Source organism: Streptomyces sp. NPDC017993, assembly GCF_044328065.1.
Classification (GTDB): Bacteria; Actinomycetota; Actinomycetes; order Streptomycetales; family Streptomycetaceae; genus Streptomyces.
Genome location: NZ_JBIRGO010000001.1, coordinates 65285 through 90968 on the forward strand (window position 1 = coordinate 65285; position 25684 = coordinate 90968).

Genomic DNA, 25684 nt, shown 5'->3' on the forward strand with positions numbered 1-25684 from the left:
GTGATCGAGCTCGCCGCCGAGGCCGCGCAGAACCAGACCGTCCTGACCGGCGCCCTGCTGGCCGCCGTACCCGTCGCACTGCTCGGCGGGTTGGTCTCCTTCTTCTCGCCCTGCGTCCTGCCGCTGGTCCCCGGCTACATGTCGTACGTCACGGGCGTCACCGGTACGGACCTCGCCGAGGCCAGACGCGGCCGGATGCTGGCCGGGGCCTCGCTCTTCGTCCTGGGCTTCACCGCGGTCTTCGTCTCCGGCGGCGCCCTCTTCGGCTTCTTCGGGCAGAGCCTCCAGGAGTACAAGGACGTCATCTCGCGGGTCCTGGGTGCGCTGATGATCCTGCTCGGCCTGGCGTTCGCGGGCGTCCTCAAGCGCTTCGGACAGCGGGAGCTGCGGTTCCACAAGAAGCCCGCCATGGGACTGCTGGGCGCGCCGGTGCTCGGGGTGCTGTTCGGCGTCGGCTGGACGCCGTGCCTCGGCCCCACCCTCACCGCCGTCAACACCCTCTCGATCTACCAGGCGAGCGCGGCCCGCGGCGCCCTGCTGACCGTGGTGTACTGCCTGGGCCTTGGCCTGCCGTTCATCTTCGTGGCGCTGGCCTTCCGCCGGGCGCTCGGTGCGTTCGGCTGGGTCAAGCGCCACTACCTGTGGGTGATGCGGGCCGGCGGCGGCATGATGGTCGCGCTCGGAATCCTCCTCGTCACCGGCGTCTGGGACAGCCTGATGTCCGAGCTCCAGGGCTGGACGCAAAGCTTCACCGTTGGGATCTGATTGATGTCCACCAAGACCGACTCCCCCCGCGACCCGGGCGGCGGCCCGGACCCCGGCGCGCAGGCCGTCGCGGAGGGTGGCACGGATCTCGGCGCGGCCGGATCCCAGCTCTCCACCGCCCCCACGGAGGACGTCAGCTTTCCCTCGCTCGGCCCGGTCGGCTGGGCGCGGTGGTTCTGGCGGCAGCTCACCTCGATGCGGGTGGCGCTGCTGCTGCTCTTCCTGCTGTCGATCGGTGCGATCCCCGGCTCGCTGATTCCGCAGACCAGCATCGACCCGGTGAAGGTCGACCAGTTCAAGGCGGACCACGACACCCTCGGCGCGCTCTACGACAAGCTGGGGATGTTCCACGTCTACAGCTCGGTGTGGTTCTCGGCGATCTACCTGCTGCTGTTCATCTCGCTCATCGGCTGCATCGTGCCGCGCACCTGGCAGTTCGTCGGGCAGCTGCGCGGCCGTCCGCCGGCCGCCCCGCGCCGGCTCACCCGGCTGCCCGCGTACACCACGTGGCGTACGGACGCCGAGCCCGAGGAGGTGCTCGGCGCGGCGCAGCGGCTGATGCGCAAGCGCCGTTTCCGGGCTCACCGGGCGGGCACCGCGGTGGCCGCGGAGAAGGGCTATCTGCGCGAGACCGGCAACCTGCTCTTCCACCTCGCGCTGATCGTGATGCTGGTGGCGTTCGCCGTCGGCAGCCTCTGGAAGTCCGAGGGCGGGAAGCTGATCACCGAGGGTGACGGCTTCTCCAACAGCCTCACCCAGTACGACGATTTCAAGTCCGGTGCGTTCTTCGACACCGACACCATGGAGCCCTTCGGCTTCACGCTCAACAAGTTCGAGGCGACCTACGAGCGGTCCGGCCCGCAGAAGGGCACTCCGCGCATCTTCCGCGCCCACGTCAGCTACTTCTCCGGCGCGGACGGCAAGGAGCACAAGACGGCGATCGAGGTGAACACCCCGCTCGACATCGCGGGCTCGAAGGTCTACCTGCTCTCGCACGGCTACTCCCCGGCGGTCACCGTCAAGGACGGCCGCGGCAAGGTCGTCTACAAGGGCGCGGTGCCCTTCCTCCCGCAGGACCCCAAGAACTTCACCTCCACCGGTGTGGTGAAGGTGCCCGGCGCGCAGACCAAGGACGGCAAGCGCAACCAGCTCGGCTTCCAGGGCTTCTTCGTGCCGACGTTCGGCGGCAAGGGCTCCGGCTCGATGTTCTCCCAGTTCCCGGCGCTGGACTATCCGGTGCTGACGCTGACCGCCTACCACGGTGACCTGGGCGTCGACTCCGGTCTGCCGCAGAACGTCTACCAGCTGCAGAAGAAGAACCTGAAGCAGTACAAGGTCAAGGGCGCCCCGTTCGCCAAGATGATGCTGCCCGGCGAGACGATGAAGCTGCCGGGCGGCGACGGCAGCATCGAGTTCACCGGCATCAAGAGCTGGGCCAGCTTCAAGATCACTCACCAGCCGGGCAACGGCCTCGCGCTGACCGGCGCGGTGGCGGCCCTGGTGGGTCTGGCCGGTTCGCTGTTCATCCAGCGGCGCCGGGTGTGGATCCGGGCGGAGCGGGTCGAGGAGAACGGCGTCGGCGTGACCGTCGTCGAGATGGCCGGCCTCGGCCGCAGCGAGTCCCCCCGGCTCCCGGACGAGCTGGGTGACCTCGCCGAGGCGCTGGCGCCGCACGCCCCCGTCGCCCCGGACGGGCCCGAAGCGTCCGGGGCCGGGACCGATGCCGGATCCGGCACCGGCCCCGAACCCGAAGACCCCGCGGAGCCCACCGACTCTGCCGACCCTGCTGATCCCTCTGAAGGAGCGCGCGCGTGAACATCGCTGCCGCAGCCAACGAGACGCTGGCGCACAACAGCAATCTGCTGGTCTATTCGGCGATGGCGGTCTACACCCTCGCCTTCCTCGCGCACCTCGCCGAGTGGGTGTTCGGCAGCCGCAGCAAGGTCGGCCGCACCGCCGCGGCGCTGACCACCCCGGTCAGGACGTCCGCCGCGGCGGGCGCCCCGGCGGCGCAGAAGGGCGGCACGGCCGTACTGGAGCGCCCGAAGGTCATCACCAAGAGCGCCGCCGGCAGCCGCGACGTCCCCGACGGGCCGGGCGCCGCGGGCGGCACGGAGAAGGGCGACCTCTACGGCCGGATCGCCATCTCGCTGACCGTCCTGGCCTGGGGGATCCACGTCGCCGGTGTGGTCGCCCGCGCCCTGTCCGTGCAGCGTGCCCCCTGGGGCAACATGTACGAGTTCTCCACCACCTTCGCCGCGGTCGCGGTGGGCGCGTACCTGATCCTGCTCGCGCTCAAGAAGAACGTCCGGTGGATCGGGCTGCCGCTGATCACCACGGTCCTGCTGGACCTCGGCCTGGCCGTCTCGGTGCTCTACACCGCCAGCGACCAGCTGGTGCCCGCGCTGCACTCCTACTGGCTGTGGATCCACGTCAGCTGCGCGATCATCTCCGGCGCGGTGCTCTACCTCGGCGCCGTCGCCACCCTGCTCTTCCTCTTCCGCGACCGCTACGAGGCCAAGCTCGCCGACCCGACGGGCCCGCAGCCCGGCGCCTTCGCCAAGTCGGTGCTGGAGCGGCTGCCCTCGGCGGCATCGCTGGACAAGTTCGCCTACCGGGTCAACGCCACCGTCTTCCCGCTGTGGACGTTCACCATCATCGCGGGCGCCATCTGGGCCGAGGCCGCCTGGGGCCGCTACTGGGGCTGGGACCCCAAGGAGGTCTGGTCCTTCATCACCTGGGTCGCCTACGCCTGCTACCTGCACGCCCGGGCCACCGCCGGCTGGAAGGGCCGCAAGGCCGCCTGGCTCGGCCTGGTCGCGTTCCTCTGCTACCTCTTCAACTACTACGGCGTGAACATCTTCGTCACCGGCCTGCACTCCTACGCGGGAGTCTGAGGCCGGCCGCCGCCGGTCCGAGTTGCTCCGACCGGCGGCGCACGCCGCGCGCTGCTCTGCGCATCACGGTGCCGTACGCGATCGTGGGCTCATGGAGAGTCCGATCCCGTACGGCACCGTCGTTTCCGGCGGGGAGACGCAGACCATTTCCTTCGCGCTGCGTTTTCCCCAGCCTGTGGAGGAAGTCTGGGCGGCGGTCGCCACCCCCGAGGGGCTGGCCTGCTGGCTCGCCGCCGCCGCTCCTTTCGAGCAGCACCAGGGAGGCGCGGTCACCTTGCGCTGGCTGGACCCGGATGAGCACGGCGCCGCGACCGTCGCCCCGGGCCGCGTCACCGGCTGGGGCCCGAGCCGGCTTGCCGAGTACACGGTCGACGCGCACGGCCGGATCCGGTTCGAGCTGGTCGCGGACCCCGACCGGGCCGCGGACGGCGCCCCCGGCACCCGGCTGCGCTTCACCAACGAGCTGACCGCGCCCTACAGCGCGGCCCTGCGCCATCTCGCCGGCTGGCACCAGCACTTCGAGTTCCTCGTCGAGGCGCTGGCCGGCCGGTCCGCGGACTGGCGGGCCTGGAACCTCGAACGCTGGCGCGCGCTGCACGGCGCGTACGAGCGCGCGCGCTGAGCATCTGCCCGGCAAGGCAGGCCGTCAGCGGCGCCTGCGGTTGCCGCGTTCCTGGACCGGTGGCTGCTGGCCCTCCGCCGGCAGCGTCGGCTTGGGCAGCCGCGTCAGGTCCTGCCGGGCGGCGGCCAGCAGCGCGGCGGTGTCCCCTGGCAGCGCCGGGGGCGCGGGCGCCGGCCGGCGGAAGCCGAACGCCGAGGTCAGGTCCCCGAAGGTCGCGCGCCGCCAGTCGCTGATGTTGGGCTCCTGCACGCCCGTCCAGCGTTCCAGGAACTGCAGCACGGAGGTGTGGTCGAAGGGGTCGCCCGCGGCCCACCCGCCCACCGTCCACGGCGAGACGATCAGGCAGGGGACGCGGAAGCCGCCGCCGATCGGCAGGTCCCGGACGAACTCGTCCGGCGTCCCGGGCGGCGGCACCGGCGGCGGCACATGGTCGAACAGGCCGTCGTTCTCGTCGTAATTGAGGATGAAGACGGTCTTGCGCCACACCTTCGGGTTGGCGGCGATGGCCTCGATCTTCCGCGCGACGTAGTCGGCACCGGCGGCCGGCAGATACTCCGGGTGCTCGGACTGCGGGCCGGTGGGGATCAGCCAGGAGACGGCCGGCAGCCGGTCGTGGCGGGCGTCGTCCTCGAAGGTGCCGGCCGGCTGCGACCGAATCCCGCGCTCGAACAAGGGCTCGCCCGGCGCGGCCTCCCGGAAGCGCTGGAACTGCTCCAGCAGATTGCAGCCGTAGTCGTCCTCCTCCTGGTAGACCCGCCAGCTCACGCCGGCTTCCTGGAGCCGCTCGGCGTACGTCGTCCAGCGGTAGGGCTGGGGCGCGGTGTTGTTGAGGATCGGGCCGCCCCGGGTGCCGCCCGGGTCGAGGGTGCCGGTCATCCAGTACAGCCGATTGGGCCAGGTCGGACCGAGGACCGAGCAGAAGTAGTTGTCGCAGAGGGTGAAGGTCTCGGCGAGGGCGAACTGGAAGGGAATGTCCTCGCGGGTGTGGTAGCCCATCACGTACGGACCGTTCATCCCGTCGGCCTTGCGGTGCGCGGGCAGCCAGCCGTCCATCTTCCCGCCGTTCCACGCCTCGTGCTGCACGGACCAGGCGTGGCTGGTGGACGGGATGGCCTGGGCACTGGAGGTGCGGGTGTTGAGGCGGAACGGCAGCAGATAGCCGTCCGGGTGCTCCGCGTCCGGCTGGTGGAATACCGACCGGCCGCTCGACAGGGTGAGCACGTCGGGGTCGGCGAAGCCGCGGACACCGCGCAGGGTGCCGAAGTAGTGGTCGAACGAGCGGTTCTCCTGCATGAGCAGGACGACATGCTCGATGTCGTGCAGCGAGCCGTGCGGTGGGGGTCCGGCGGCGACGGCCTTTTGGACGCTGGGCGGCAGCAGTGACAGCGCGGCGGCGCCACCGATCGCGCCGGCCGCGGAGCCGAGGAGTCTGCGTCGGGTCATAGCGGGCATATGGGCCACTCTCCCTGAGGCGTGTGAGCTCAGGGCGCACCGTGTTGACGGTGGTGATGGCCGGATCCCCGGGTGCGGCGAAATAGCTGAAAGATGCATCAATATGCCGCTCGGCGCTGCCAGTTGGCCGGGTCGGGTCGTACGCGGCCCAGGCGACACGCGGGCCCGCGGGGGCCCGTGAGCAGGGCGCGCCCCGGCCTCCTGGCGTCGTGTCAGGACACGCGGTCGAGGCCCGGAGTTCCCTCGGGTGCAGGGTAGGGCTGCTCCACCGGAAGCAGCGCGGCCGCCCTCGCCGTCTCCCCGGAACGGACCAGCGCGTGGATCTCGTGGGCCAGTGCGGTCACGTCGGTGATGCCGACCGTCCACTCGTCGGCGTAACGGCGCGACGCCTCACCGGAGAGGCCCAGCTGCAGCGAGCGGTACGGCAGCTGCTGAAGCCGCAGGTCGCGCTCCGGATCCCACTGCACCCGCGCCGGCGACGCCTTCAACCGCTGCCGCCAGGCCGCGCGGTCGGGGTGCACGGCGGCGTCGTGGTGCGACAGGCAGGCGTGGCGCAGCGCCCAGTCGAAGCCGGACCGCTCGATCTCGACGGCGAGCACCGTCTCCTGGTCGGCCTTGGCGCCCCAGCCGCAGCGATACATCATCCACAGGAACGACGGCTTGATCCATGTCATCCGCTCCCGCTTCCAGGCGGCCGGGAAGCGGTTCTCCCGGGCGGCGGGAAGGCCCAGCGCGGGCGCGTACGCCTGGTAGACGGTGACGGTCCGTGCGGTGTGCAGCGCCCGGACGCGGCGTCGCGGCTCCGCCGGGGCGACGGGCGCGGAGGGCGGGTCGGGGGCGTGCGGAGTGGTGCTCATGGGGCGTCATCGTCGCGGACGGCGCGGTCGGGCGGCCAGCGATTTTCCCTGGGGGCGGGCCGGTTGCCGCCCCTCCGCCGGGCGGGCGTCACTCGTCGCCGATGTCCTCGTTCCAGAGGGCCGGCCGGGCGCCGATGAAGTCGCGCATCATCGTCGCGCACCCGGTGTCGTCCAGCAGGACGATGCGTACGCCGTGCCGGGCCAGCCAGTCGTGCCCGCCGTGGAAGGTCCGGGCCTCGCCGATCACCACCCTGGAGATGCCGAACTGGCGCACCAGTCCGCTGCAGTACCAGCAGGGCGAGAGCGTGGTGACCATCGTCGTACCGCGGTAGCTGCGCTGCCGGCCGGCAGCGCGGAAGGCGGAGGTCTCCGCGTGCATCGACGGGTCGTCGTCCTGGACGCGGCGGTTGCGGCCGCGGCCGAGCAGGGTGCCGTCCGGCCCGTAGAGCGCCGCGCCGATCGGGATGCCGCCCTCGGCCAGCCCGGCGCGCGCCTCGGCGACCGCGGTCTCCAGCATGGCGCGGGCCTGTTCCTGCAGATGGTCCCGATGCCCGGACGGGTCGTGGTGGCCCGCGGTGGTGCCGTGCAGCCGGAACTCGTCGCGGTCCTGCGCCCAGTCCTGATCCCGTGCCTGGTCCATGCCGGTCACTCTCCTCGCTCGGGGCCGACCCGGCAACGTGCGAACGGGCGAAGTACGGCCGTGACCGGCACCGCGGCGGCCGCCGCACGGGCTCCGGGCACGGAAGCGGCGGGGCCCGGCAGCGTGTCAGCTCTTGCCGGGCGGCGGCGTGTCGTCGGGGCCCGGCGTGTTGTCGCGGGGGCCGTCCTCCTTGCGGCGCAGCTCCTCCTCGCGGCGGCGCAGGTCGGCCTCCCAGTCCTTGAGCAGGGCGTCATCCTTGGAGTTCCGGTCGTTCCCGCCCTTGGAGTGCTCGTCCCCGAGGGACTTGAGGAACTCGGGGTTGTCGTCCGGCGCGACCCACCGGGCGCGGCGGTTGCGGTGCTGCTCGGAGGGGGCGCGGCCGTCCGCGGGCGCATGCCTGACCTTGCCGGCGACCAGCCAGGCGACCGGCCCGATGAGCACCTCGCCGAACAGCAGGATGATGATCACCCAGATCACCTTGGGCAGACCGCGCACCTGTGATTCCGGCGTGTTGAGGCAGTCGATGAACGCGTAGATCCACAAAGCCAGCACCAGAAGGAACGGCAGATACCTGAGCATTGCGGAACGGGCCCCCTGCGACCGGCGGCGGGCCCGCGGCGGGGCCCGGTGACCCGTACAGGGTAGTGCGTACCGGATACTGGAACGCATGGCTTATGACGATCTTCGCTCGTTCCTGCGCGCGCTCGACAGGGAAGGTGACCTCAAGCGGATCAAGGCCGAGGTCGACCCGTATCTCGAAGTCGGCGAGATCGTGGACCGGGTGCAGAAGGCCGGCGGGCCCGCGCTGCTCTTCGAGAACGTCAAGGGTTCGGCGATGCCGCTGGCGATGAACGTCTACGGCACCGACCGCCGGCTGTTGAAGGCGCTGGACCTCAAGGCGTTCAGCGACATCAGCGACAAGATCGGCGGGCTGCTCAAGCCGGAGCTGCCGCAGGGCTTCGTCGGGGTGCGGGAGGCGTTCGGCAAGCTCGCCGGGATGACGCATGTGCCGCCGAAGAAGGTGAAGAGTGACAGCGCCCCCGCCCAGGAGGTCGTGCTCACCGGCGACGACGTCGACCTCGACGCGCTGCCCGCGCTGTTCACCTGGCCGGAGGACGGCGGTTCCTTCTTCAACCTGGGGCTGACGCACACCAAGCACCCGGAGACGGGCGTGCGCAACCTCGGCCTGTACCGCCTCCAGCGCCACGACAAGCGCACCATCGGCATGCACTGGCAGATCCACAAGGACAGTCGCAACCACTACCAGGTCGCCGCCAAGCGCGGTGAGCGGCTGCCGGTCGCCATCGCCTTCGGCTGTCCGCCGTCGGTGACGTACGCCTCCACCGCCCCGCTGCCCGGCGACATCGACGAGTACCTCTTCGCGGGCTTCGTCCAGGGCAAGCGGATCGAGATGGTCGACTGCAAGACCGTGCCGCTGCAGGTCCCGGCGAACGCCGAGGTCGTGCTGGAGGGCTGGCTGGAGCCGGGCGAGATGCTGCCCGAGGGGCCGTTCGGCGACCACACCGGCTTCTACACACCGCAGGAGCCGTTCCCTGCGCTGACCATCGACTGCGTCACGATGCGCAAGCGGCCGCTGCTGCAGTCGATCGTGGTGGGCCGGCCGCCGACCGAGGACGGGCCGCTGGGGCGGGCCACGGAGCGGTTCTTCCTCCCGCTCCTCAAGATCATCGTGCCGGACATCGTGGACTATCACCTGCCGGAGTCCGGCGGTTTCCACAACTGCGCCATCATCTCGATCGACAAGAAGTACCCCAAGCACGCCCAGAAGGTCATGCACGCCATCTGGGGCGCCCACATGATGTCGCTGACCAAGCTGATCGTCGTGGTCGACGCCGACTGCGACGTGCACAACCTCCACGAGGTCTCCTGGCGGGCGCTGGGCAACACCGACTACGCCCGCGACCTGACCGTCGTCGAGGGCCCCGTCGACCACCTCGACCACGCCTCGTACCAGCAGTTCTGGGGCGGCAAGGCGGGCATCGACGCGACGAAGAAGTGGCCCGAGGAGGGGTACACGCGGGACGGGGGCTGGCCGAACATGGTCGAGTCCGACCCGCGGACGGCGGCGAAGGTCGACCGCCGGTGGAAGGAGTACGGCCTGTGACCAGCGCCGCCGCCGCAGTCCCGCAGCCGGGCAGGACCAGGTCCTTTCTCCGGCTGGTGATGATCGAGCACTCGGTCTTCGCGCTGCCGTTCGCCTATATCGCCGCGCTCACCGCGATGTTCCAGTGGGACCGGAACATCCACTGGGGCCGACTGCTGCTGGTCACCGTCGCGATGGTCGGGCTGCGGACGTTCGCGATGGCCGCCAACCGCATCATCGACCGCGAGATCGACGCACGGAACCCGCGGACCGCCGGCCGTGAGCTGGTCACCGGCGCGGTGACGGTGAAGTCGGCGTGGACCGGTGCGCTGATCGCCGTCGTCGTCTTCCTGGGCGCGGCCGCGCTGCTCAACCCGCTGTGTCTGGCGCTGGCGCCGGTCGCGGTGATCCCGATGGTGGTCTATCCGTACGGCAAGCGGTTCACGCACTTCCCGCACGCGATCCTGGGGCTGGCCCAGGCGATGGGGCCGGTCGGCGCGTGGATCGCGATCAGCGGCACCTGGTCGTGGGACGCGGTCATCCTCGGTCTCGCGGTCGGTGTCTGGATCGGCGGCTTCGACCTGATCTTCGGCTGCCAGGATGTGCAGGCCGACCGGGCGCACGGCGTGAAGTCGGTGCCGGCCCGCTTCGGCATCCCGGCGGCGCTGTACGGCGCCCGCGCCTGCCACGCCGTGACCACCGCCCTGCTGGTCTGGTACGCGCTCGCCACCGGCGCAGGGGTCTGCTTCTGGGTCGGTCTGGTGGTCGTGGCCGGCGCGTTCCTCTACGAGCACACGATCGTCCGCCCGCACGACCTGTCCCGGCTCAACCGGGCGTTCTTCACGGTCAACGGCTTCATCGGCATCGCGCTGTTCGCCTGCGCGCTGCTGGATCTGCTGGTGCGCGGCCTGTCGGTCTGACGGGCCGTGAGCGGCGGTGGCGGGGGTCGGGCCGTGGGCCCGGCCCCCGTTCGCCGTGCGGCCCCGGGGTCCTTCAGCCCTTGCTGATCGGCCAGGCGATCAGCCGCGGGTAGGTCCACAGCTCGCCGCGGGTCGCCTTCACGGTGGCGATGATGGCGCAGACGATGGCGGCGATGCCGTTGGCCGCCATGATCCCGATGACGGTCAGCAGCGGGACGGCGAGGCCTGCGCCGGCGCGCTGGGCCTCGTCCGCGGCGACCGAGAAGATGATGCCGCTCGCGACGTACAGCACCACGCCGATGACCGCCATGATGGCCTGGGTGATGCCGAGGTTCAGTGCCTGGGTGGCGTGGTGGCGGACGTAGGGGTCGTGCTGGTGGCGCTCGTTGCCCCGGATCGTCATGGGGGCGATCCAGCCGGCGATGGAGCCGATCCCGCAGCACATCGCCGAGCCCACGGTGATCGTCAGCAGCGCGCCCAGGTGGGCCCACATCGCGGGGCTCGTCGACGGGGACGGCGGCTGGGGGCCGTAGCCGGGGCCGTAGGCGGGGCCGGTGGGGTAGCCGGGCGCCGGAGGAGGCCCGGCCGCACCCGGGTAGCCGTAGCCGCCGGGCGGTACGCCGGTGTCCCACCCCGGCTGCGCGCCGTACGGCTGCTGCGGTCCGCCCGCCTGGCGCCCGTAGCCGGACTGGTGGTAATCGGACATCTCTGCTCACCCCGTGATCGCTGCGTGCTGCCGCGTGGCCGTGCATCGGCAAGCCCCGCAGCTCGTGCCCGCTGAGACTACGGGACCTGACGGACAGTGGCCCCTGCCGGGACGGGGCGGCTGTGCTCCTTGAAGGCGAAGGCCGCCAGCACTCCGCCGAGCAGCCCGAACAGATGCCCCTGCCAGCTGATGCCGCTGTCGGTGGGCAGCGCGCCCCAGACGAGGGAGCCGTAGACGGCGGCGACGACCACGCCGATGCCGATGTCGAGGAGCTTGCGGTCGATGAAGCCGCGCACCACGAGATAGCCGAAGAGGCCGAAGACCACGCCGGAGGCGCCGGCGGTGTTGCTCTGCGGCGGCGCGGTCAGCCATACGCCCAGGCCGGAGGCGAGGATGATCAGCAGGACCACCGCGAGGAAGCGGCGCACCCCGCTGCGCAGCGCGGCGACGAAGCCGAGCAGCAGCAGCGGCAGGGTATTGGCACTGAGGTGGCCGAAGCCGAAGTGCAGGAAGGCGGCCGGGACCACATCGACCAGTTCGGCGGGATCGCGCGGCTGGATCCCGAAGGAGTCCAGGGCGTTCCCGGTGGCGACATCGAGGCCCTCCAGCAGCCAGAGCAGCGCCACCCAGCCCAGCATCAGGCAGATGGCGGGCTTCGCGCGTCGTGTCATCTCCCGGCCCTCTCTTCTCTCCCGGCGGCGCCGCCCGGTGGCGGCTTCGCGGGGTGCATCGTTAAGAACGGCCGTGACGGGGTCCGTGGTTCCGCCGGATAGGCTCGATGCGTGGAGCCGCCGCACAGCAACACCAGTCAGCAGGACCCCGGCCGACGCCGTCCGTGGGTCGTGGGGATCTCCGGTGCGTCCGGGACGCCGTACGCGGCGTCCGTACTGCGCGGGCTGCTCGCCGCCGGGGAGGCGGTGGACCTCATCGTCAGCCGGGCGTCGCGGCTGACGTTGCTGGACGAGACCACGATCGCGTTCCGGGACGCCCACTGGCGTACCGACCTGCGGCAGTGGCTGGCTCGGGGGGCCGACGGGAAGCCGGACACGTTCCCGGTGTCCGAGGCGTCGCTGGCGGATGTCCGCTACTGGGCGGCCGGGGACCTGGCCGCCGGGCCGTCGTCGGGTTCGTATCCGGTGAAGGGGATGCTGATCGTCCCGGCGAGCACGGCGTGTGTGGCCGGGGTGGCGCTGGGACTGTCGAAGGATCTGCTGCAGCGGGTGGCGAGCGTGACGCTCAAGGAGCGGCGCCGGCTGGTGGTCGCGGTGCGGGAGACCCCGCTGAACGGACCGACGCTGAAGCAGCTGGTGACGCTGGACGAGGCGGGCGCCGTGGTGCTGCCCGCCTCTCCGGCGTTCTATGCGGGGGCGACACACATCCAGGATCTGGTGGACTTCGTCGCCGGCCGGGTGCTCGATGCGGCGGAGGTGCCGCACGGGTTGTACCGGCGTTGGGAGGGGGAGCTCGGGGGTGGCTCCAAGGAGGAGGCCCCGGACGCTTCCTAGCTCTTCTTGGCTGCGGCGGCGCGGCCGAAACGGCGCCGGGCCCGCGGGGCCGCGGGCTGGTGGGCACGGGAACGATTGGCCTGGTCCTGCAGCTCGCGCATGCGGGCGTAGGCCATCTCGATCGAGTACACGGTGACAACTCCTGTGAGATCGTCTGTGATCTTTTGAAAGATTTACAGGGTCCGAGGCCCTGTATGCCTTAGATTCTACATGCAGAACTCGAAAATGCGTAAAGATTGGAAGGCTTGAGGGCATGGACGCGGTGGATAGGCAGCTCATCCAGGCACTGCGCGAGAACGGCAGGGCCTCCTATGCGGAGCTCGGCCGGCTCGTCGGCCTCTCCGGGCCCAGCGTCACGGACCGGATCAACCGCCTCGAAGCGGCCGGCGTGATCACCGGATACCGCGCGACGGTCGACGCCGCATCGCTCGGCCTCGGTGTCACCGCGCTGGTCGGCATCTCGCTGTCGGACGCCACCGACCACGAGGACGTCGCGCAGCGCCTGCGCGCCCTCGAAGAGATCGAGGACTGCTGGTTCATCGCCGGCGACGACTCCTACATGCTCAAGGTGCGGGTGGGCGACGTCGACGGCCTGGAGCGCACCATCCGGCGGCTGTCCGGCACCAAGGGCGTCTCCCGCACCCGCACCACGATCGTGCTCTCCACCAAGTGGGAGAACCGCGTCGGCGAGCTGCCCGAAGAGGCCGAATAACCCCGGCGGCACCACCCCGCACCGGGCGGACGGAGCGCGGCCAGGGCGCTCCGTCCGCCCCGGCACGCAGGGAGTAGGCTCGGCGAAGCTCGTTTTGGCACAGAAATGCCAGAGATACGGCAGAGATACGGCAGAGACGGCCGAGATACTGGGAGGCGACCGGATGGCTGCGTCGATGGATGTGGGCCTCAAGCGCGAGCTGGAGGCGAAGGTCCACGCCGGGGAGCGGCTGACCCGCGAGGACGGTATCGCCCTCTACGAGTCCGACGACCTGGCATGGCTGGGCGGTCTCGCCCACGAGGTGCGCACGCGTAAGAACGGCGACGTCGTCCACTTCAACGTCAACCGTCACCTCAACATGACGAACGTGTGCACCGCCTCCTGCGCCTACTGCTCCTTCCAGCGCAAGCCGGGCGAGAAGGACGCGTACACGATGCGCATCGAGGAGGCCGTCCGCCTCGCCAAGGCGATGGAGGGCGAGAACCTCACCGAGCTGCACATCGTCAACGGCCTGCACCCGACGCTGCCGTGGCGGTACTACCCCCGCTCGCTCAAGGCCCTCAAGGAAGCCCTCCCGCAGGTCTCCCTCAAGGCGTTCACCGCCACCGAGATCCACCACTTCGAGACCATCTCCGGGCTCGACGCGAGCGAGATCCTCGACGAGCTGATCGAGGCCGGCCTGGAATCGCTGACCGGCGGCGGCGCCGAGATCTTCGACTGGGAGGTGCGCCAGCACATCGTCGACCACCGCACCCACTGGGAAGACTGGTCGCGGATCCACCGCCTGGCGCACGAAAAGGGCCTCAAGACCCCCTCGACGATGCTGTACGGACACATCGAGGAGCCGCGCCACCGCGTGGACCACGTGCTGCGGCTGCGTGAACTCCAGGACGAGACCGGCGGCTTCCAGGTCTTCATCCCGCTGCGCTACCAGCACGACTTCGTGGACATGCAGGACGGCAAGGTCCGCAACCGTCTGCAGGCCCGCACGACGATGGCGAGCGGCGCCGAGGCGCTGAAGACCTTCGCGGTCTCCCGCCTGCTCTTCGACAACGTCCCGCACGTCAAGGTCTTCTGGGTGATGCACGGTCTGCAGACCACCCAGCTCGCGCTCCAGCACGGCGCGGACGACATGGACGGCTCGGTCGTCGAGTACAAGATCACGCACGACGCGGACAACTTCGGTACGCCGAACAAGCTCACCCGCGACGACCTGCTCACCCTGATCCGCGACGCCGGCTTCCGCCCCGTCGAGCGCAACACCCGCTACGAGGCCATCCGGGAGTACCCGGGCCCGGACCCCGAGCGCCGCGAAGCGCCGCAGCCGATGCGCCTGTGACCAGGCCGATGTCCGCTCCGTGAACCTTTCGGAACACGGTCGGCGGGGAGAGTTAGGGTCCGGGTCATGAACGTGCGCTTCAACCTGGACCCTTCTGTCACCCCCGAACTGCGGGACGGGATCTGCGCACTGTGGGCGGATGTCTCCAATGCCGGTGGCGCGGTGGGCTTCGTTCCGCCGGTCACCCGCGAGGACATACGCCCCGACCTGCTCAAGCATCTGACGGCGATGGCCGAGGGGCGCGAGCGGCTGATGGTGGGCCGTGACGAGGACGGCCGGGTGCTGGCGACGGCGTTCCTCACGCTCAACTCCCACCGCCTGATGCGCCACTGGCTGTGGATCTACACCGTGATGGTCCACCCCTCCCTCCAGGGACAGGGTGCCGGCCGCGCGCTCATGACCGCGGTCGCGGACTCCGCCCGCGGCATCGACGGCATCAGCGCCCTCCGCCTCACCTGCCGCGGTGGCACGGGCGTCCGCCGCTTCTACGAAGCCTGCGGCTTCAAGGAAGTCGGCCGGGTCCCCGGCGCGATCAAGGTCGCCGACGGCGACTTCCGGGACGACATCACCATGTGGCTCGAACTGGGCTGAGTGCCCCGGCCAGGCGCCTTCCGGGCCGGGACGGGGGCCGGGAAGATCGCTTCCGGGGCTGTGCTTGACTGGACGGAGACCCTTTCGGTTGCCGTTGAGAAGAAGGTCCCGTCCGTGAGTAGCTCCAAGTTCGCCACGCTCCGCTACACCGCCCTTCGCATCGGCCTGTTCGTCGCCTCGTTCGCCGTGGTCTGGGTGCTGGCGTACTTCCGGATCATTCCGCTCGGCATCGGCCGGGCCAACACCGTCTGGCTGCTGCTGCTCGCCATCGTGATCTCCGCGCCGCTCAGCTTCGTGCTGCTGCGCAAGCAGCGGGATGCGATGTCCGAGCAGATCGTGACCAAGGTCGACCGCCAGCGCGACCGGCTCGCGGCCAACCGCAGCCAGGAGGACGGGCTGCTGTAGCCCGGCCCCGGCCATGACGGCCCCGGATCTGACGGCCACCGGTCCCCACGGATCGGCCGAAGCCGGGTAAGACACCTCACACACGACAGGCGCCCGGCCGTGGAGTTCCGCTCCACGGCCGGGCGCCTGCCCCGTTCCGCCCAAAATTCTCCGGCGTGGCCCGCCGTGACCCAAAGATCTTCTTTGGGTTCCTCAAAGTTGAAGTGTTAACGTACGCGATGTGAAGACTGCAGCAGCGACTCCGTTCCCCATGAGCGTCCCGCTCGTGGCGCGCCTGCATGTCGATCTTTGCCGCTGTGTTTCCGCGGCCTGTTGTCGCCGTTGATCAAATCGCAGCGGCCGGAGATCCTACGGACCTCCTGGCGCCCCTTCGCCGATTCCCGATGGCTCGATTCGTACCCGGAGTGTGTCCGTTGTCCACGTCTGCCGAGACCTCTGCATCGCCAGAGGCCCCCAAGACCCCCAAGTCCTCCCGAATACCGAAGATCCCGTTCTGGGCGCAGATCCTGGCCGGCCTCGTCCTGGGCGTACTGCTCGGCTGGATAGCCAAGAGCGGTGACGTGGGCTGGCTCACGTCGACGCTCCAGCACATCGGCGACCTCTTCGTCCAGCTGCTGAAGCTGGCCGTCGCCCCCCTGGTCTTCTTCGCGATATTGGTGTCCATCACCAACCTGCGGCAGGTCAACAACGCCGCCCGGCTCGCCACCCGCACCCTGCTGTGGTTCATGGCCACCTCGCTGATCGCCGTCGCGATCGGTCTGGCCATCGGTCTGCTGACCAACCCCGGCGCCGGCACCGGCCTGACCCCCAAGGACGGCAAGGCCCCCGACGAGGCCGGCTCCTGGATCGACTTCCTGACCGGCATCGTCCCCACCGACATCATCACGCCGTTCACCGAGCTCAACGTCCTGCAGATCGTCTTCATGGCCGCCGTCGCCGGTATCGCGGCGCTCCAGCTCGGCGAGAAGGCGCAGCCGGTTCTCAGCATCAGCCGCTCCGTCCTGGAGCTGCTCCAGAAGGCCCTGTGGTGGGTCATCCGCCTCGCCCCGATCGGCACCGTCGGCCTCATCGGCCACGCCATCGCGACGTACGGCTGGAACCTGATCGGCAAGTACGCGACCTTCACCGTCGACATCTACGTCGGCTGCGCCCTGGTGCTGTTCGGCGTCTACCCGCTGCTGCTCGTGACCGTCGCCAAGGTCAATCCGCTGCAGTTCTTCAAGGGCGCCTGGCCCGCGATCCAGCTGGCCTTCGTCTCCCGCTCCTCGGTCGGCACCATGCCGGTCACCCAGAAGGTCACCGAGCGCCTCGGCGTGCCGAAGGAGTACGCCTCCTTCGCGGTGCCGTTCGGCTCGACGACGAAGATGGACGGCTGCGCCTCGATCTACCCGGCGATCGCCGCGATCTTCATCGCCCAGATCTTCGATGTGCAGCTGGGCGTCGGTGAGTACATCCTGATCGCCTTCGTGTCGGTCATCGGCTCCGCCGCCACCGCCGGCCTCACCGGTGCGACGGTCATGCTGACGCTGACCCTCTCCACGCTGGGCCTGCCCCTGGAGGGCGTCGGCCTGCTGATGGCGATCGACCCGATCCTGGACATGATGCGCACGGCCACCAACGTGGCCGGGCAGGCGGTCATCCCGATCCTGGTCTCCGCCAAGGAGAAGATCCTGGACCGCGAGGCCTACGCCACCGCGGCCGGCACCGGTCTCGACGGCGACGCCGAGCCGGAGCAGACGGCCACCGCCGTGCCGGCCACGGCCGGCGTGAGCTGACCCGCAAGGCACCTCACGGCGCCCCCGCAGCCCCTACGGCTGCGGGGGCGCCGTCGTGCTGCCGGGGAGTGCGGCCCGGTCCGCGGCCTCCGTGTGCGCCAGGATCGCTTCGGCCAGCGGGCCCTGGACGGCCGGCGGCAGCGCATGCCCCATGCCCGGGATCTCGACCAGGTGGGCGCCCCTGACGCACTGCGCGAGGTGCTGGGCGTGGGGCGGCGGAAAGACCGGTTCGGCGGGGGCGTGGACGACGAGCGCCGGTACCCGGTTCTCGGCGAGCCGGTCCGTACGGAGCATTCCGCCGTCGTCCGCACGGCCGTGCGCGGTGTTGGTCCTGTGGTGCCCCGTGTGCGCGATGGCCCGTTCCTCAAAGGCGCGGAAGTAGTCGGCGTCGAAGGGGAGTTGATCGCCGGCGAGTACCCGCCAGTGGGCGATCCGCCGCTCGATCTCCGCCGCCGGGCTGTGATCCTCGACCGGGCGGGCCCACATCTGCAGTACCTCGGGCGCGATGCCGGGGAGTTCGCCGGCCGGGACCGTGCTGCCGTCCGGCCGGGTGTAAGGGGCGGTGCTGAGGGCGAGGGTGCCGAGGAGGGTGGCGCTGAGCACGCGGTCGGGGTGGTCGGTGAGCACCATCTGGGCCAGCATGCCGCCCAAGGACATGCCGACGAGGTGTGCCCGCGCGATCCCCAGCCCGTCCAGGACCGTGATCGCGTCCTCGGCGAGATCCGCGATCCGGTAGGGGCGTCTTTCGAACGCCCACGTCGAGCGGCCGGTGTCGCGATGGTCGTAGCGGATCACCCGGTGCCGCGTCGCCAGCGCGTCGACCAGCGGCTCCGGCCAGCCGACTCCGGTGGCCTGGGCGCCCATGATCAGCAGGAGCGGGGGTGCGTCGGGGTTGCCGCGCTGCTCGGTCCACAGCCGGATGCCGGGGGCGGCTTCGATGAACTGCTGCATGGTCTGTCCTCCGGAAGGCGGGCTGGTAGCCGGTGCGCGTACGTCAACGCGACGAGACGTATCGTCTCGCTAGCCACATCGCCCTGTCAAGGCCGAGGAGTGGGAGTCGGGAGATCGTAAACTTACTAGGCAGTAATGGGGCGGGATGGAAGGACATTCAGGGTGGGAGCTGTGAAGAGCAAGCGGATGCCGCGGGCGGTCCGGGAGCGGCAGATGCTGGACGCCGCGGTGCTGACCTTCGCGCGGCGCGGCTACCGCGCGGCCTCCATGGACGAGATCGCCGAGGTCGCCGGAGTCTCCAAGCCGCTCGTCTACCTCTACCTGAACTCGAAGGAAGAGCTGTTCAGCGCCGTCATCAAGCGGGAGTCGGACGCGTTGGTGGGCGCCGTCACCGCCGCCGTCGAACCGGACGTGTCGGCCGATCGCCAACTGTGGAGCGGGCTGCAAGGGTTCTTCGCCCACACCGCCGCGCATCCGGAGGGCTGGGCGGTGCTGCATCAGCAGGCCCGCACCCACGGTGAGCCGTTCGCGCGCGAAGTGGCCGCGATGCGCGCCCACATCACGGACTTCGTGACGGGACTGATCAGCGCGACGGCGAAGGAGGCGGGCTGCGCGGGCGAGCTGGCCGACCGTGAGGTGGCCGCCCTCGCCCACGCGCTGGTCGGCGCGGCCGAATCCCTCGCCGAATGGGCCAACGCCCCCACGGGCGAGGGCGCCACGGGTGAGCGCCCCCACCCGACCGCCAAGGAGACGGCGGCCACGCTGATGAACTTCGCCTGGGCGGGGCTCGGCCGCTTGTTGGGCGGTGAGCGGTGGACGCCGGGGGGTTGAGGGTGCCAGGCCCCCGGTCCGCTACGGCGCACAACCGCGCGCTAGGGCATGCGGACCTCTCCGCTGAGGTGGAGGCGAGGCCGGTCGGCCGGGCCGCCGCGTAGGTGGAAGGTGGTGCCCTGGCCGTCGGCGCCGGTCTGCTGCGCGTAAGCGACGGTCGCGGGCAGCAGTACCGGAGCGCGGAACTCGGCGGCGATGCGGAGGGTGGCGGCGCCGGGTGGGACGGCTTCCGCAGCGCAGCGGGCGAAGGTCCACATCCCGTGGGCGATGGCGCGCGGGAAGCCGAGCAGCCGGGCGGTGAGCGGGTGCAGATGGATCGGGTTGTAGTCGCCGGAGACGGCGGCGTGACGGCGGCCGAGGTCCGCGGCGAGCTGCCATTCGGCGCGTACGGGGAGGTCGGGGGAGACGTCGGCGGACGCGGCCTTGGCAGGGTTCGGGGGATCCGTGCGGGCGTCGGGGACGGCGTCCGCGGGTGTGGTGGTGGTCTGGTCGGCAGCTGCCCGATGGCGTGCCAGGTAGCTGCTGCGGTCGGACCAGACCAGCCGGCCCTCGCGACGGGCCTCGGTGGTCATCACGACTTCCGTACCGCGCCGGTGGGCGCGCAACTCCTCGGCGTGGACGGTGAGTTCGAGCCGGTCGTCGAGGTGCAGCGGTGCCCGCTGGTCGATCGCGATGGTGGTGTGCACCAGTCCGAGCAGCGGCAGCGGGAAGGCGCGGGCGCTCATCAGGCGGGCGGCGAGCGGGAAGCCGAGGATGTGCGGGTAGGTGACGGGCAGCGGCCCGGTGGCCGGGAAACCGCAGAGCCGGGCGTACGCCGCGACGGCCGCCGGGTCGATCCGGGCGGCGGAGAGCACCAGGCGGGTCGGTGGCAGGACGGCGTCCGGGTGCGGGCGTTTGCCGATGCCCGTCAGGACGCCCTTGCCGAGGGCGGGCATCAGGCGGGGTGCGTGGCGCAGCGGCACGGTATCGGCCGTGGCCGGCGCGGTGCGGCGGGGCGCGCGGCTCATCAGGCCCCCAGCAGGCTCTGCCCGCACACGCGGACGATCTGGCCGTTGACGCCGGAGGAGGCCGGGCTCGCGAGCCAGCAGATGGTCTCGGCGACGTCGACCGGTTGGCCGCCCTGGCCCAGTGAGCTCATCCGGCGGCCGGCCTCGCGGATGAACAGCGGCACCGCCGCGGTCATCCTGGTCTCGATGAAGCCGGGCGCGACGGCGTTGACGGTGACGCCGTGCCGGTCGGCGGCCCGTGGCGCCAGTGAGCGGACCAGGCCGATGACGCCGGCCTTGCTCGCGGCGTAGTTGGTCTGCCCGGTGTTGCCCGCGATACCGGCGATGGAGGCGGTGCCGATGACGCGGCCGGTGTCCCGGCGCAGCGCCTCCGCGGACAGGAGGTGGTCGGTGGTGCGCAGTACCGCGCCGAGGTTGACGTCCAGGACCGAACTCCAGCGTTCCCCGGGCATGTTGGCGAGCCGCCGGTCCCGGGTGATGCCGGCGTTGTGGACGAGGATGTCCAGGCCGTCGGCGGGCAGCGCGGCGGCGATCCGCTCGCCCGCGTCGGGTGTGGTGATGTCGAGGGGCAGGGCGCTGCCGCCGAGCCGGCCCGCCACCTGTGCCAGGTCGGCCTCGGTCTGTGGGATGTCGAGGCAGATGACCTGGGCGCCGTCGCGGGCCAGCGTCTCGGCGACGGCGGCGCCGATGCCCCGGGCGGCGCCGGTGACCAGCGCGGTGCGGCCGGCGAGCGGGCGCGCCCAGTCGTCGGGTGAGGTGTGCCGGGCCGGGCCGATCTCGATGACCTGGCCGCTGACGAAGGCGGACCGGGGAGAGAGCAGGAAGCGCAAGGTGGACTCGGCGGGGTCCGCGGACCCCGGGGTCAGTCGCAGGAGTTGGGCGGTTCGGGCCTTGCCGAGTTCCTTGCCCAGGGAGCGGACGAAGCCTTCCAGGGCCTGCTGGGCGGCGGCCTGGTGGTGGTCCAGCGGATCGGGGACGGCGCCCAGGACGATGACGCGGGCGTGGTCGTCGAGTTCCCGTATGACGGGGTGGAGGGCGGCGTGCACCTCGCCGAGGCCGGTCACGTCGGTGACCCCGGTCGCGTCCAGGACGATGCCGGAGTGGCGGGTGCCCGCCTCCGGGGCGTGGTCGGTGTGCACCGTCAGGCCCGTACGGGCGAGGACCGCGGCCGGGTCGGTGGCGGATCTGCCGGCGGTCAGGTGGAGTACCGGCCCGTCCGGGCCGGGGTGTTCGGCGCTCCAGCGGCGCAGTGGGGTGGGCTGCGGCAGGCCGAGCCGGCGGGCGAGGAACTGGCCGGGGCGGGAATTGGTGAGACGAAGGTAGCGATCGGGCATTGGCCAACTCCTGGTCCTCGCGTAAATTTACTTCGAAGTAAGGTTACTGTCGGGTCAGGAGTTGGTCGAGGATGCGATACCGGGGTCTGACAACTGGCGGCGCCATCCAGCGGGTTGCCGTCATCGGCGGCAGCCGGATCCCCTTCGCACGGTCGGACGGCCCCTACGCCGCGGCATCGAACCAGGGCATGCTCACCGCGGCGCTCAACGGCCTGGTCGAGCGTTACGGCCTGGCCGGTGAGCAGGTCGGCGAGTTCGTCGCGGGCGCCGTGCTCAAGCACAGCCGCGACTTCAACCTCGCCCGCGAGACACTGCTCGGCTCCCGGCTGGACGCCCGCACCCCCGCCTACGACATCCAACAGGCATGCGGCACCGGACTCCAGGCCGTCATCGCGGTCGCCAACAAGATCGCGCTGAGCCAGCTGGAATGCGGCATCGCCGGTGGCACGGACACCGCCAGCGACGCCCCGCTGGCCGTCAACGACGCGCTGCGCAAGATCCTGCTGGCCGCCCGGCGCGCGACGTCAACGGGCGACCGGCTCCGCCAGATCGCCCGTATCCGGCCGCGGCACCTGCTGCCCGAGATCCCGCGCAACGCGGAGCCGCGTACCGGCCTTTCGATGGGCGAGCACGCCGCCCGTACCGCGAAGGAATGGGGCATCGAGCGCGTCCCGCAGGACGAATTGGCCGCCACCAGCCACCAGCGGCTGGCCGCCGCCTACGACCGCGGCTTCCTCGACGACCTCGTGGTGCCCTTCCAGGGCCTGGTACGCGACCACCAGCTGCGGCCGAACTCGACGGTGGAGAAACTCGCCACGCTCAAGCCGGTGTTCGGCACCGACCTGGATGGCGCCACCATGACGGCGGGCAACTCGACACCGCTCACCGACGGCGCGGCGACCGTCCTGCTGGCGAGCGAGGAGTGGGCCCGCGAGCGCGGACTGCGGCCCCTGGCCTACCTGACCGCGTACGAGACCGGCGCGGTGGACTTCGTGGACGGCGACGAGGGGCTGCTGATGGCTCCCGCCCACGCGGTGCCGCGGATGCTGGAGCGCGCCGGCCTCGGCATCGAGGATTTCGACCTGGTCGAGATCCACGAGGCGTTCGCCTCCCAGGTGCTCGCGACCCTGGCCGCCTGGGAGAAGCAGGGACTCGCGCCGGTGGACCGGACCCGCCTCAACGTCGCGGGCTCCTCGCTCGCCACCGGCCACCCCTTCGCGGCCACCGGCCCCCGCATCGTCGCCACCCTCGCCAAGCTGCTCGACGAACACGGCCCGGCGCCGGACGGCGGCCCCGTCCGCGGGCTGGTGTCGATCTGCGCGGCCGGCGGACTGGGGGTGACGGCGATCCTGGAGCGGGCCGAGGGAGTGTGACGACACCGCCCGCTCGACGGCCCCTGCCGGACGACACCCCAGCAGAGCTCGCACCGCCGGAACCGACCCGTAGGCCGGGAAGCGCCCCCACCGCCCCCGCCTCGCGACGAACGCACCTTGCCCCGCAAGAACAGCCGTGCCGCGCCGCGCCGCCGCCCGCTCCGTGAGTGCCGGAGCCTTCGGCGGCCGGCGGCAATTCGTCCGAGAGATGAGGAGCCGCTCGTGTTCAGCCAGGACAGCCAGGAAGTGACAGCCCCCCGATCAGCCATCGGCCCGGCCCCCGGTGGCGGCCCCGCCGGGGGTTCGGCCGAGCCGGAGAAGACCGTCGTCGACGGCGTCGTGCGCGAGGTGTCGGTGCCCGCGCTGGTGCCGCCGGCGCCCACCGGTTCGCTCGGCGACCTCCCCTTCGCGAACGCCGCCGAGGCGCCCGACGACATCGTGCTGGCCCGCAAACAGCCCAGCGGCGCCTGGCGGGACATCAGCGCCGCGGAGTTCGCCGCCGAGGTCCGGGCGGTCGCCAAGGGCCTGATCGCCCACGGCCTGCGCCCCGGCGACCGGCTCGCGATCATGGCCCGTACGACCTACGAGTGGACCCTCGTCGACTTCGCGGCCTGGGCCGCCGGCCTGGTCACCGTCCCCCTCTACCCCACCTCCTCCGCCCACCAGGCGCAGTGGATCCTGTACGACTCCGGCGCCACGGCCTGCATCGTGGAAGGCGTCGAGGAAACCCGGCTGATCAGCGGGATCCGCGGGGAGCTGCCCGGACTCGCGCACCTGTGGCAGTGCGACGCGGGCGCCGTCGCCCAACTGGTCTCGGCGGGGCGCGCGCTGCCGGACTCGGCGGTCGACCAACGGCTGGCCGCGGTCGGCCCGGACGCCCTCGCCACCCTCATCTACACCTCGGGCACCACCGGCCGTCCCAAGGGCTGTGTGCTCACCCACGCCAACTTCTTCGCCGAGGTCGACAACGCCGTCGCGCTGCTGCACCCGGTGTTCACCTCGGTCAGCGACGAGCCCGCCTCGACGCTGCTGTTCCTGCCGCTGTCACACGTCTTCGGCCGGATGGTCGCCGTCGGCTGTCTGCGCGCCCGGGTCCGCCTGGGCCACGCGCCCAGCATCCAGACCGACGAGCTGCTCGGCGATCTGGCCACCTTCCGGCCCACGTTCCTGCTGGCCATCCCCTATGTCCTGGAGAAGGTCTACAACACCGGGCGGGCCACCGCGGAGAAGATGGGCCGGGCCGCTTCCTTCGACCGGGCCGCCCGGATCGCCCGTTCCTACGGCGAGGCGGTCGAGGCCCGGGAGCACGGCACCGGATCCGGCCCCGGCCTCGGCCTCAAGGCAGCCCGCAAGCTCTACGACCCGCTGGTCTACCGCCGCATCCGGGACGCCCTCGGCGGCAAGGTCCGCTACGCCCTCTGCGGCGGCTCCCCCCTGGGGCACCGGCTCGCCGCCTTCTACTCCGGCGCCGGCATCGAGATCTTCGAGGGCTACGGGCTGACCGAGACCACCGCGGCGGCGACCGTCACCCCGCCGCTGCGCCCCCGGATCGGGACGGTCGGCTGGCCGCTGCCGGGCACCGCGGTACGGATCGCCGAGGACGGTGAGGTGCTGCTGCGCGGCGGTCAGGTCTTCGCCGGTTACTGGGACGCGGAGCTGGGCGCGGCCCGGCAGGCGACCGACCGGGGCTGGTTCGCGACCGGCGACCTCGGCGCGCTCGACGCGGACGGCTACCTCACCATCACCGGCCGCAAGAAGGAGATCCTGGTGACGACGGGCGGCAAGAACGTCGCTCCCGCGCCACTGGAGGACCGGCTGCGGGCGCATCCGCTGGTCGGCCAGTGCATGGTGATCGGCGACAACCGCTCGTACATCACGGCGTTGCTCACCCTGGAGCCGGACGGGCTCTCCCACTGGCGGCAGATGCACAAGAAGCGGGACGTGCCGCTCGCGGAGCTGGTGCGCGACGAGCGGCTGCTCGCCGACCTCCAGCACGCCGTGGACGACGCCAACAAGCTCGTCTCGCGCGCGGAGTCGATCCGGCGGTTCGCGGTGCTGCCGGTGGACTTCACCGAGCAAACCGGGCATCTGACCCCCTCCCTGAAGCTCCGGCGGGCCGCGGTCGCCCGGGACTTCGCCAAAGAGATCGAGGGGTTGTACCAAAGGACCTGACCCCGCTCTGGAGTCCAGGCCCCGGGCGCGTCAGACTGGAACCCCGTGTCACCTCTGTGGGGGAGGTGGCACGGGGCCTTTCTCGCTGCGGTTTCGCTGCCCTTTCGCCGCGGGTTTCGCCACCCGTTTCGCCGCCGGATTCGCCACGGGAGTCGCTCCCCGGGTGGCAGCCGGCGGCGCCCGGAGCCCTCGCAGCGGCATCCCGCACCCCGCCGGGCGGGGAAGTGGAGCGGCGCCGCGCCCGGCCGCGTACCCCGAAATCGAAACGCGGTATTCATATCTTCGAGGCGGCTGGTTTCCGCCCCGGCAAAGAGGAAGCCGGCGTCCGCCGAGCGGTACCTGCGGCGTTCTTCACGTTCTTCCGCGGCCGCTTCGGTATGTCGACAAAAGGCAGGAGCCCCTCTCCCCACCGAAGTGGAGGAGCGGGGCTCCTTGGGTACTGCTTAAGTCGACCTAAAGGTCGGACCGGGCAACTCAGACCGGCGTAACGTTCTCCGCCTGCGGGCCCTTCGGACCCTGCGTGACGTCGAAGTTCACCTGCTGGTTCTCCTCCAGGGAGCGGAAACCAGAGGCGTTGATCGCCGAGTAGTGGACGAAGACATCCGGGCCGCCGCCGTCCTGGGCGATGAAGCCGAAGCCCTTTTCAGCGTTGAACCACTTGACGGTTCCGGTAGCCATAAGCCCTCCTTGGGCCAAAGGGTTGCCCTGCTCCAGAACCTGCAAACA

General features: G+C 71.1%; 26 protein-coding genes. 15 read left to right on the plus strand and 11 right to left on the minus strand.

The window, feature by feature from the left end:
* Positions 1-3: 3 nt before the first annotated feature.
* The 4 genes from ACH4FH_RS00335 (at position 4) to ACH4FH_RS00350 (ending at position 4284) form a co-directional block, all read left to right on the plus strand.
* Positions 4-765 carry a cytochrome c biogenesis CcdA family protein gene (locus tag ACH4FH_RS00335; RefSeq protein ID WP_398553953.1) on the plus strand — a complete coding sequence of 254 codons (762 nt, stop codon included), beginning with the start codon at positions 4-6 and terminating at the stop codon, positions 763-765.
* 3 nt (positions 766-768) lie between these two features.
* Positions 769-2580, plus strand: a complete 1812-nt coding sequence (locus ACH4FH_RS00340; RefSeq protein WP_398553493.1) for a cytochrome c biogenesis protein ResB — start codon at positions 769-771, stop codon at positions 2578-2580.
* Positions 2577-3662 (plus strand): c-type cytochrome biogenesis protein CcsB, encoded by a 1086-nt coding sequence (ccsB, locus tag ACH4FH_RS00345; protein WP_398553494.1) that lies wholly within the window; start codon positions 2577-2579, stop codon positions 3660-3662. Before ACH4FH_RS00340 ends, ccsB begins: the two co-directional genes overlap by 4 nt.
* A 91-nt stretch (positions 3663-3753) precedes the next feature.
* A complete protein-coding gene (locus ACH4FH_RS00350) occupies positions 3754-4284 on the plus strand; it encodes an SRPBCC domain-containing protein (protein ID WP_398553495.1) in 531 nt (176 codons plus the stop codon).
* 24 nt (positions 4285-4308) lie between these two features.
* Here ACH4FH_RS00350 and ACH4FH_RS00355 read toward each other — a convergent pair whose 3' ends face one another.
* The 4 genes from ACH4FH_RS00355 to ACH4FH_RS00370 form a co-directional block, all read right to left on the minus strand.
* Positions 4309-5736, minus strand: a complete 1428-nt coding sequence (locus ACH4FH_RS00355) for an alkaline phosphatase family protein (protein ID WP_398553496.1) — start codon at positions 5734-5736, stop codon at positions 4309-4311.
* Positions 5737-5948: 212 nt separating this feature from the next.
* Complete coding sequence (locus tag ACH4FH_RS00360; RefSeq protein WP_398553497.1) at positions 5949-6593, minus strand: DUF4291 domain-containing protein; 645 nt, start codon at positions 6591-6593, stop codon at positions 5949-5951.
* 88 nt (positions 6594-6681) lie between these two features.
* Positions 6682-7233, minus strand: coding sequence for a nucleoside deaminase (locus tag ACH4FH_RS00365; RefSeq protein WP_398553498.1), 552 nt, complete (start codon positions 7231-7233; stop codon positions 6682-6684).
* 126 nt (positions 7234-7359) lie between these two features.
* Complete coding sequence (locus ACH4FH_RS00370; RefSeq protein WP_398553499.1) at positions 7360-7812, minus strand: PLD nuclease N-terminal domain-containing protein; 453 nt, start codon at positions 7810-7812, stop codon at positions 7360-7362.
* 88 nt (positions 7813-7900) lie between these two features.
* Between ACH4FH_RS00370 and ACH4FH_RS00375 the strand changes: the two genes are divergently transcribed.
* Positions 7901-9358, plus strand: a complete 1458-nt coding sequence (locus ACH4FH_RS00375) for a menaquinone biosynthesis decarboxylase (protein WP_398553500.1) — start codon at positions 7901-7903, stop codon at positions 9356-9358.
* Positions 9355-10257: a menaquinone biosynthesis prenyltransferase MqnP gene (gene mqnP / locus ACH4FH_RS00380; RefSeq protein ID WP_398553501.1), complete on the plus strand. Its 903-nt coding sequence runs from the start codon at positions 9355-9357 to the stop codon at positions 10255-10257. The genes ACH4FH_RS00375 and mqnP overlap by 4 nt, the downstream gene beginning before the upstream one ends.
* 73 nt (positions 10258-10330) lie before the next feature.
* Here the strand turns inward: mqnP and ACH4FH_RS00385 are convergent, their stop codons facing one another.
* Positions 10331-10963, minus strand: a complete 633-nt coding sequence (locus tag ACH4FH_RS00385) for a DUF4870 domain-containing protein (protein ID WP_398553502.1) — start codon at positions 10961-10963, stop codon at positions 10331-10333.
* Between the two features lie 77 nt (positions 10964-11040).
* Positions 11041-11634: a rhomboid family intramembrane serine protease gene (locus tag ACH4FH_RS00390; RefSeq protein ID WP_398553503.1), complete on the minus strand. Its 594-nt coding sequence runs from the start codon at positions 11632-11634 to the stop codon at positions 11041-11043.
* 111 nt (positions 11635-11745) lie between these two features.
* Here ACH4FH_RS00390 and ACH4FH_RS00395 point away from each other — a divergent pair, with 111 nt between their 5' ends.
* On the plus strand, positions 11746-12468 hold the full coding sequence (locus ACH4FH_RS00395) for a UbiX family flavin prenyltransferase (RefSeq protein ID WP_398553504.1): 723 nt from the start codon (positions 11746-11748) through the stop codon (positions 12466-12468).
* On the opposite strand, the gene ACH4FH_RS00400 is transcribed toward ACH4FH_RS00395, so the two are convergent.
* On the minus strand, positions 12465-12599 hold the full coding sequence (locus tag ACH4FH_RS00400) for a hypothetical protein (RefSeq protein WP_398553505.1): 135 nt from the start codon (positions 12597-12599) through the stop codon (positions 12465-12467). The two genes, ACH4FH_RS00395 and ACH4FH_RS00400, sit on opposite strands and share 4 nt — an antisense overlap.
* Positions 12600-12721: 122 nt before the next feature.
* On the opposite strand from ACH4FH_RS00400, the gene ACH4FH_RS00405 reads away from it, so the two are divergent.
* The 5 genes from ACH4FH_RS00405 (at position 12722) to ACH4FH_RS00425 (ending at position 17290) form a co-directional block, all read left to right on the plus strand.
* A complete protein-coding gene (locus ACH4FH_RS00405) occupies positions 12722-13180 on the plus strand; it encodes an Lrp/AsnC family transcriptional regulator (protein ID WP_398553506.1) in 459 nt (152 codons plus the stop codon).
* Positions 13181-13355: 175 nt separating this feature from the next.
* Positions 13356-14519 carry an aminofutalosine synthase MqnE gene (gene mqnE / locus ACH4FH_RS00410; protein ID WP_398553954.1) on the plus strand — a complete coding sequence of 388 codons (1164 nt, stop codon included), beginning with the start codon at positions 13356-13358 and terminating at the stop codon, positions 14517-14519.
* A gap of 66 nt (positions 14520-14585) precedes the next feature.
* A complete protein-coding gene (locus ACH4FH_RS00415; protein WP_398553507.1) occupies positions 14586-15110 on the plus strand; it encodes a GNAT family N-acetyltransferase in 525 nt (174 codons plus the stop codon).
* A gap of 114 nt (positions 15111-15224) precedes the next feature.
* Complete coding sequence (locus ACH4FH_RS00420) at positions 15225-15515, plus strand: DUF4229 domain-containing protein (protein WP_398553508.1); 291 nt, start codon at positions 15225-15227, stop codon at positions 15513-15515.
* A gap of 413 nt (positions 15516-15928) precedes the next feature.
* Complete coding sequence (locus ACH4FH_RS00425) at positions 15929-17290, plus strand: dicarboxylate/amino acid:cation symporter (protein WP_398553509.1); 1362 nt, start codon at positions 15929-15931, stop codon at positions 17288-17290.
* Positions 17291-17323: 33 nt separating this feature from the next.
* Here ACH4FH_RS00425 and ACH4FH_RS00430 read toward each other — a convergent pair whose 3' ends face one another.
* On the minus strand, positions 17324-18241 hold the full coding sequence (locus ACH4FH_RS00430; RefSeq protein ID WP_398553510.1) for an alpha/beta fold hydrolase: 918 nt from the start codon (positions 18239-18241) through the stop codon (positions 17324-17326).
* Between the two features lie 162 nt (positions 18242-18403).
* Between ACH4FH_RS00430 and ACH4FH_RS00435 the strand changes: the two genes are divergently transcribed.
* Positions 18404-19072: a TetR/AcrR family transcriptional regulator gene (locus tag ACH4FH_RS00435; protein WP_398553511.1), complete on the plus strand. Its 669-nt coding sequence runs from the start codon at positions 18404-18406 to the stop codon at positions 19070-19072.
* 41 nt (positions 19073-19113) lie between these two features.
* Here the strand turns inward: ACH4FH_RS00435 and ACH4FH_RS00440 are convergent, their stop codons facing one another.
* On the minus strand, positions 19114-20007 hold the full coding sequence (locus ACH4FH_RS00440; protein ID WP_398553955.1) for a MaoC family dehydratase: 894 nt from the start codon (positions 20005-20007) through the stop codon (positions 19114-19116).
* Positions 20008-20078: 71 nt separating this feature from the next.
* Positions 20079-21413 (minus strand): 3-oxoacyl-ACP reductase, encoded by a 1335-nt coding sequence (locus ACH4FH_RS00445; protein ID WP_398553512.1) that lies wholly within the window; start codon positions 21411-21413, stop codon positions 20079-20081.
* A 71-nt stretch (positions 21414-21484) separates the two neighbouring features.
* On the opposite strand from ACH4FH_RS00445, the gene ACH4FH_RS00450 reads away from it, so the two are divergent.
* Complete coding sequence (locus tag ACH4FH_RS00450; protein ID WP_398553513.1) at positions 21485-22786, plus strand: acetyl-CoA C-acetyltransferase; 1302 nt, start codon at positions 21485-21487, stop codon at positions 22784-22786.
* Between the two features lie 267 nt (positions 22787-23053).
* Positions 23054-24958: an AMP-dependent synthetase/ligase gene (locus tag ACH4FH_RS00455; protein ID WP_398553956.1), complete on the plus strand. Its 1905-nt coding sequence runs from the start codon at positions 23054-23056 to the stop codon at positions 24956-24958.
* A gap of 474 nt (positions 24959-25432) precedes the next feature.
* Here ACH4FH_RS00455 and ACH4FH_RS00460 read toward each other — a convergent pair whose 3' ends face one another.
* The gene (locus tag ACH4FH_RS00460) at positions 25433-25636 is read right to left on the minus strand and encodes a cold-shock protein (RefSeq protein ID WP_003984261.1); all 204 of its coding nucleotides are present in this window, start codon (positions 25634-25636) and stop codon (positions 25433-25435) included.
* Positions 25637-25684: the final 48 nt, after the last annotated feature.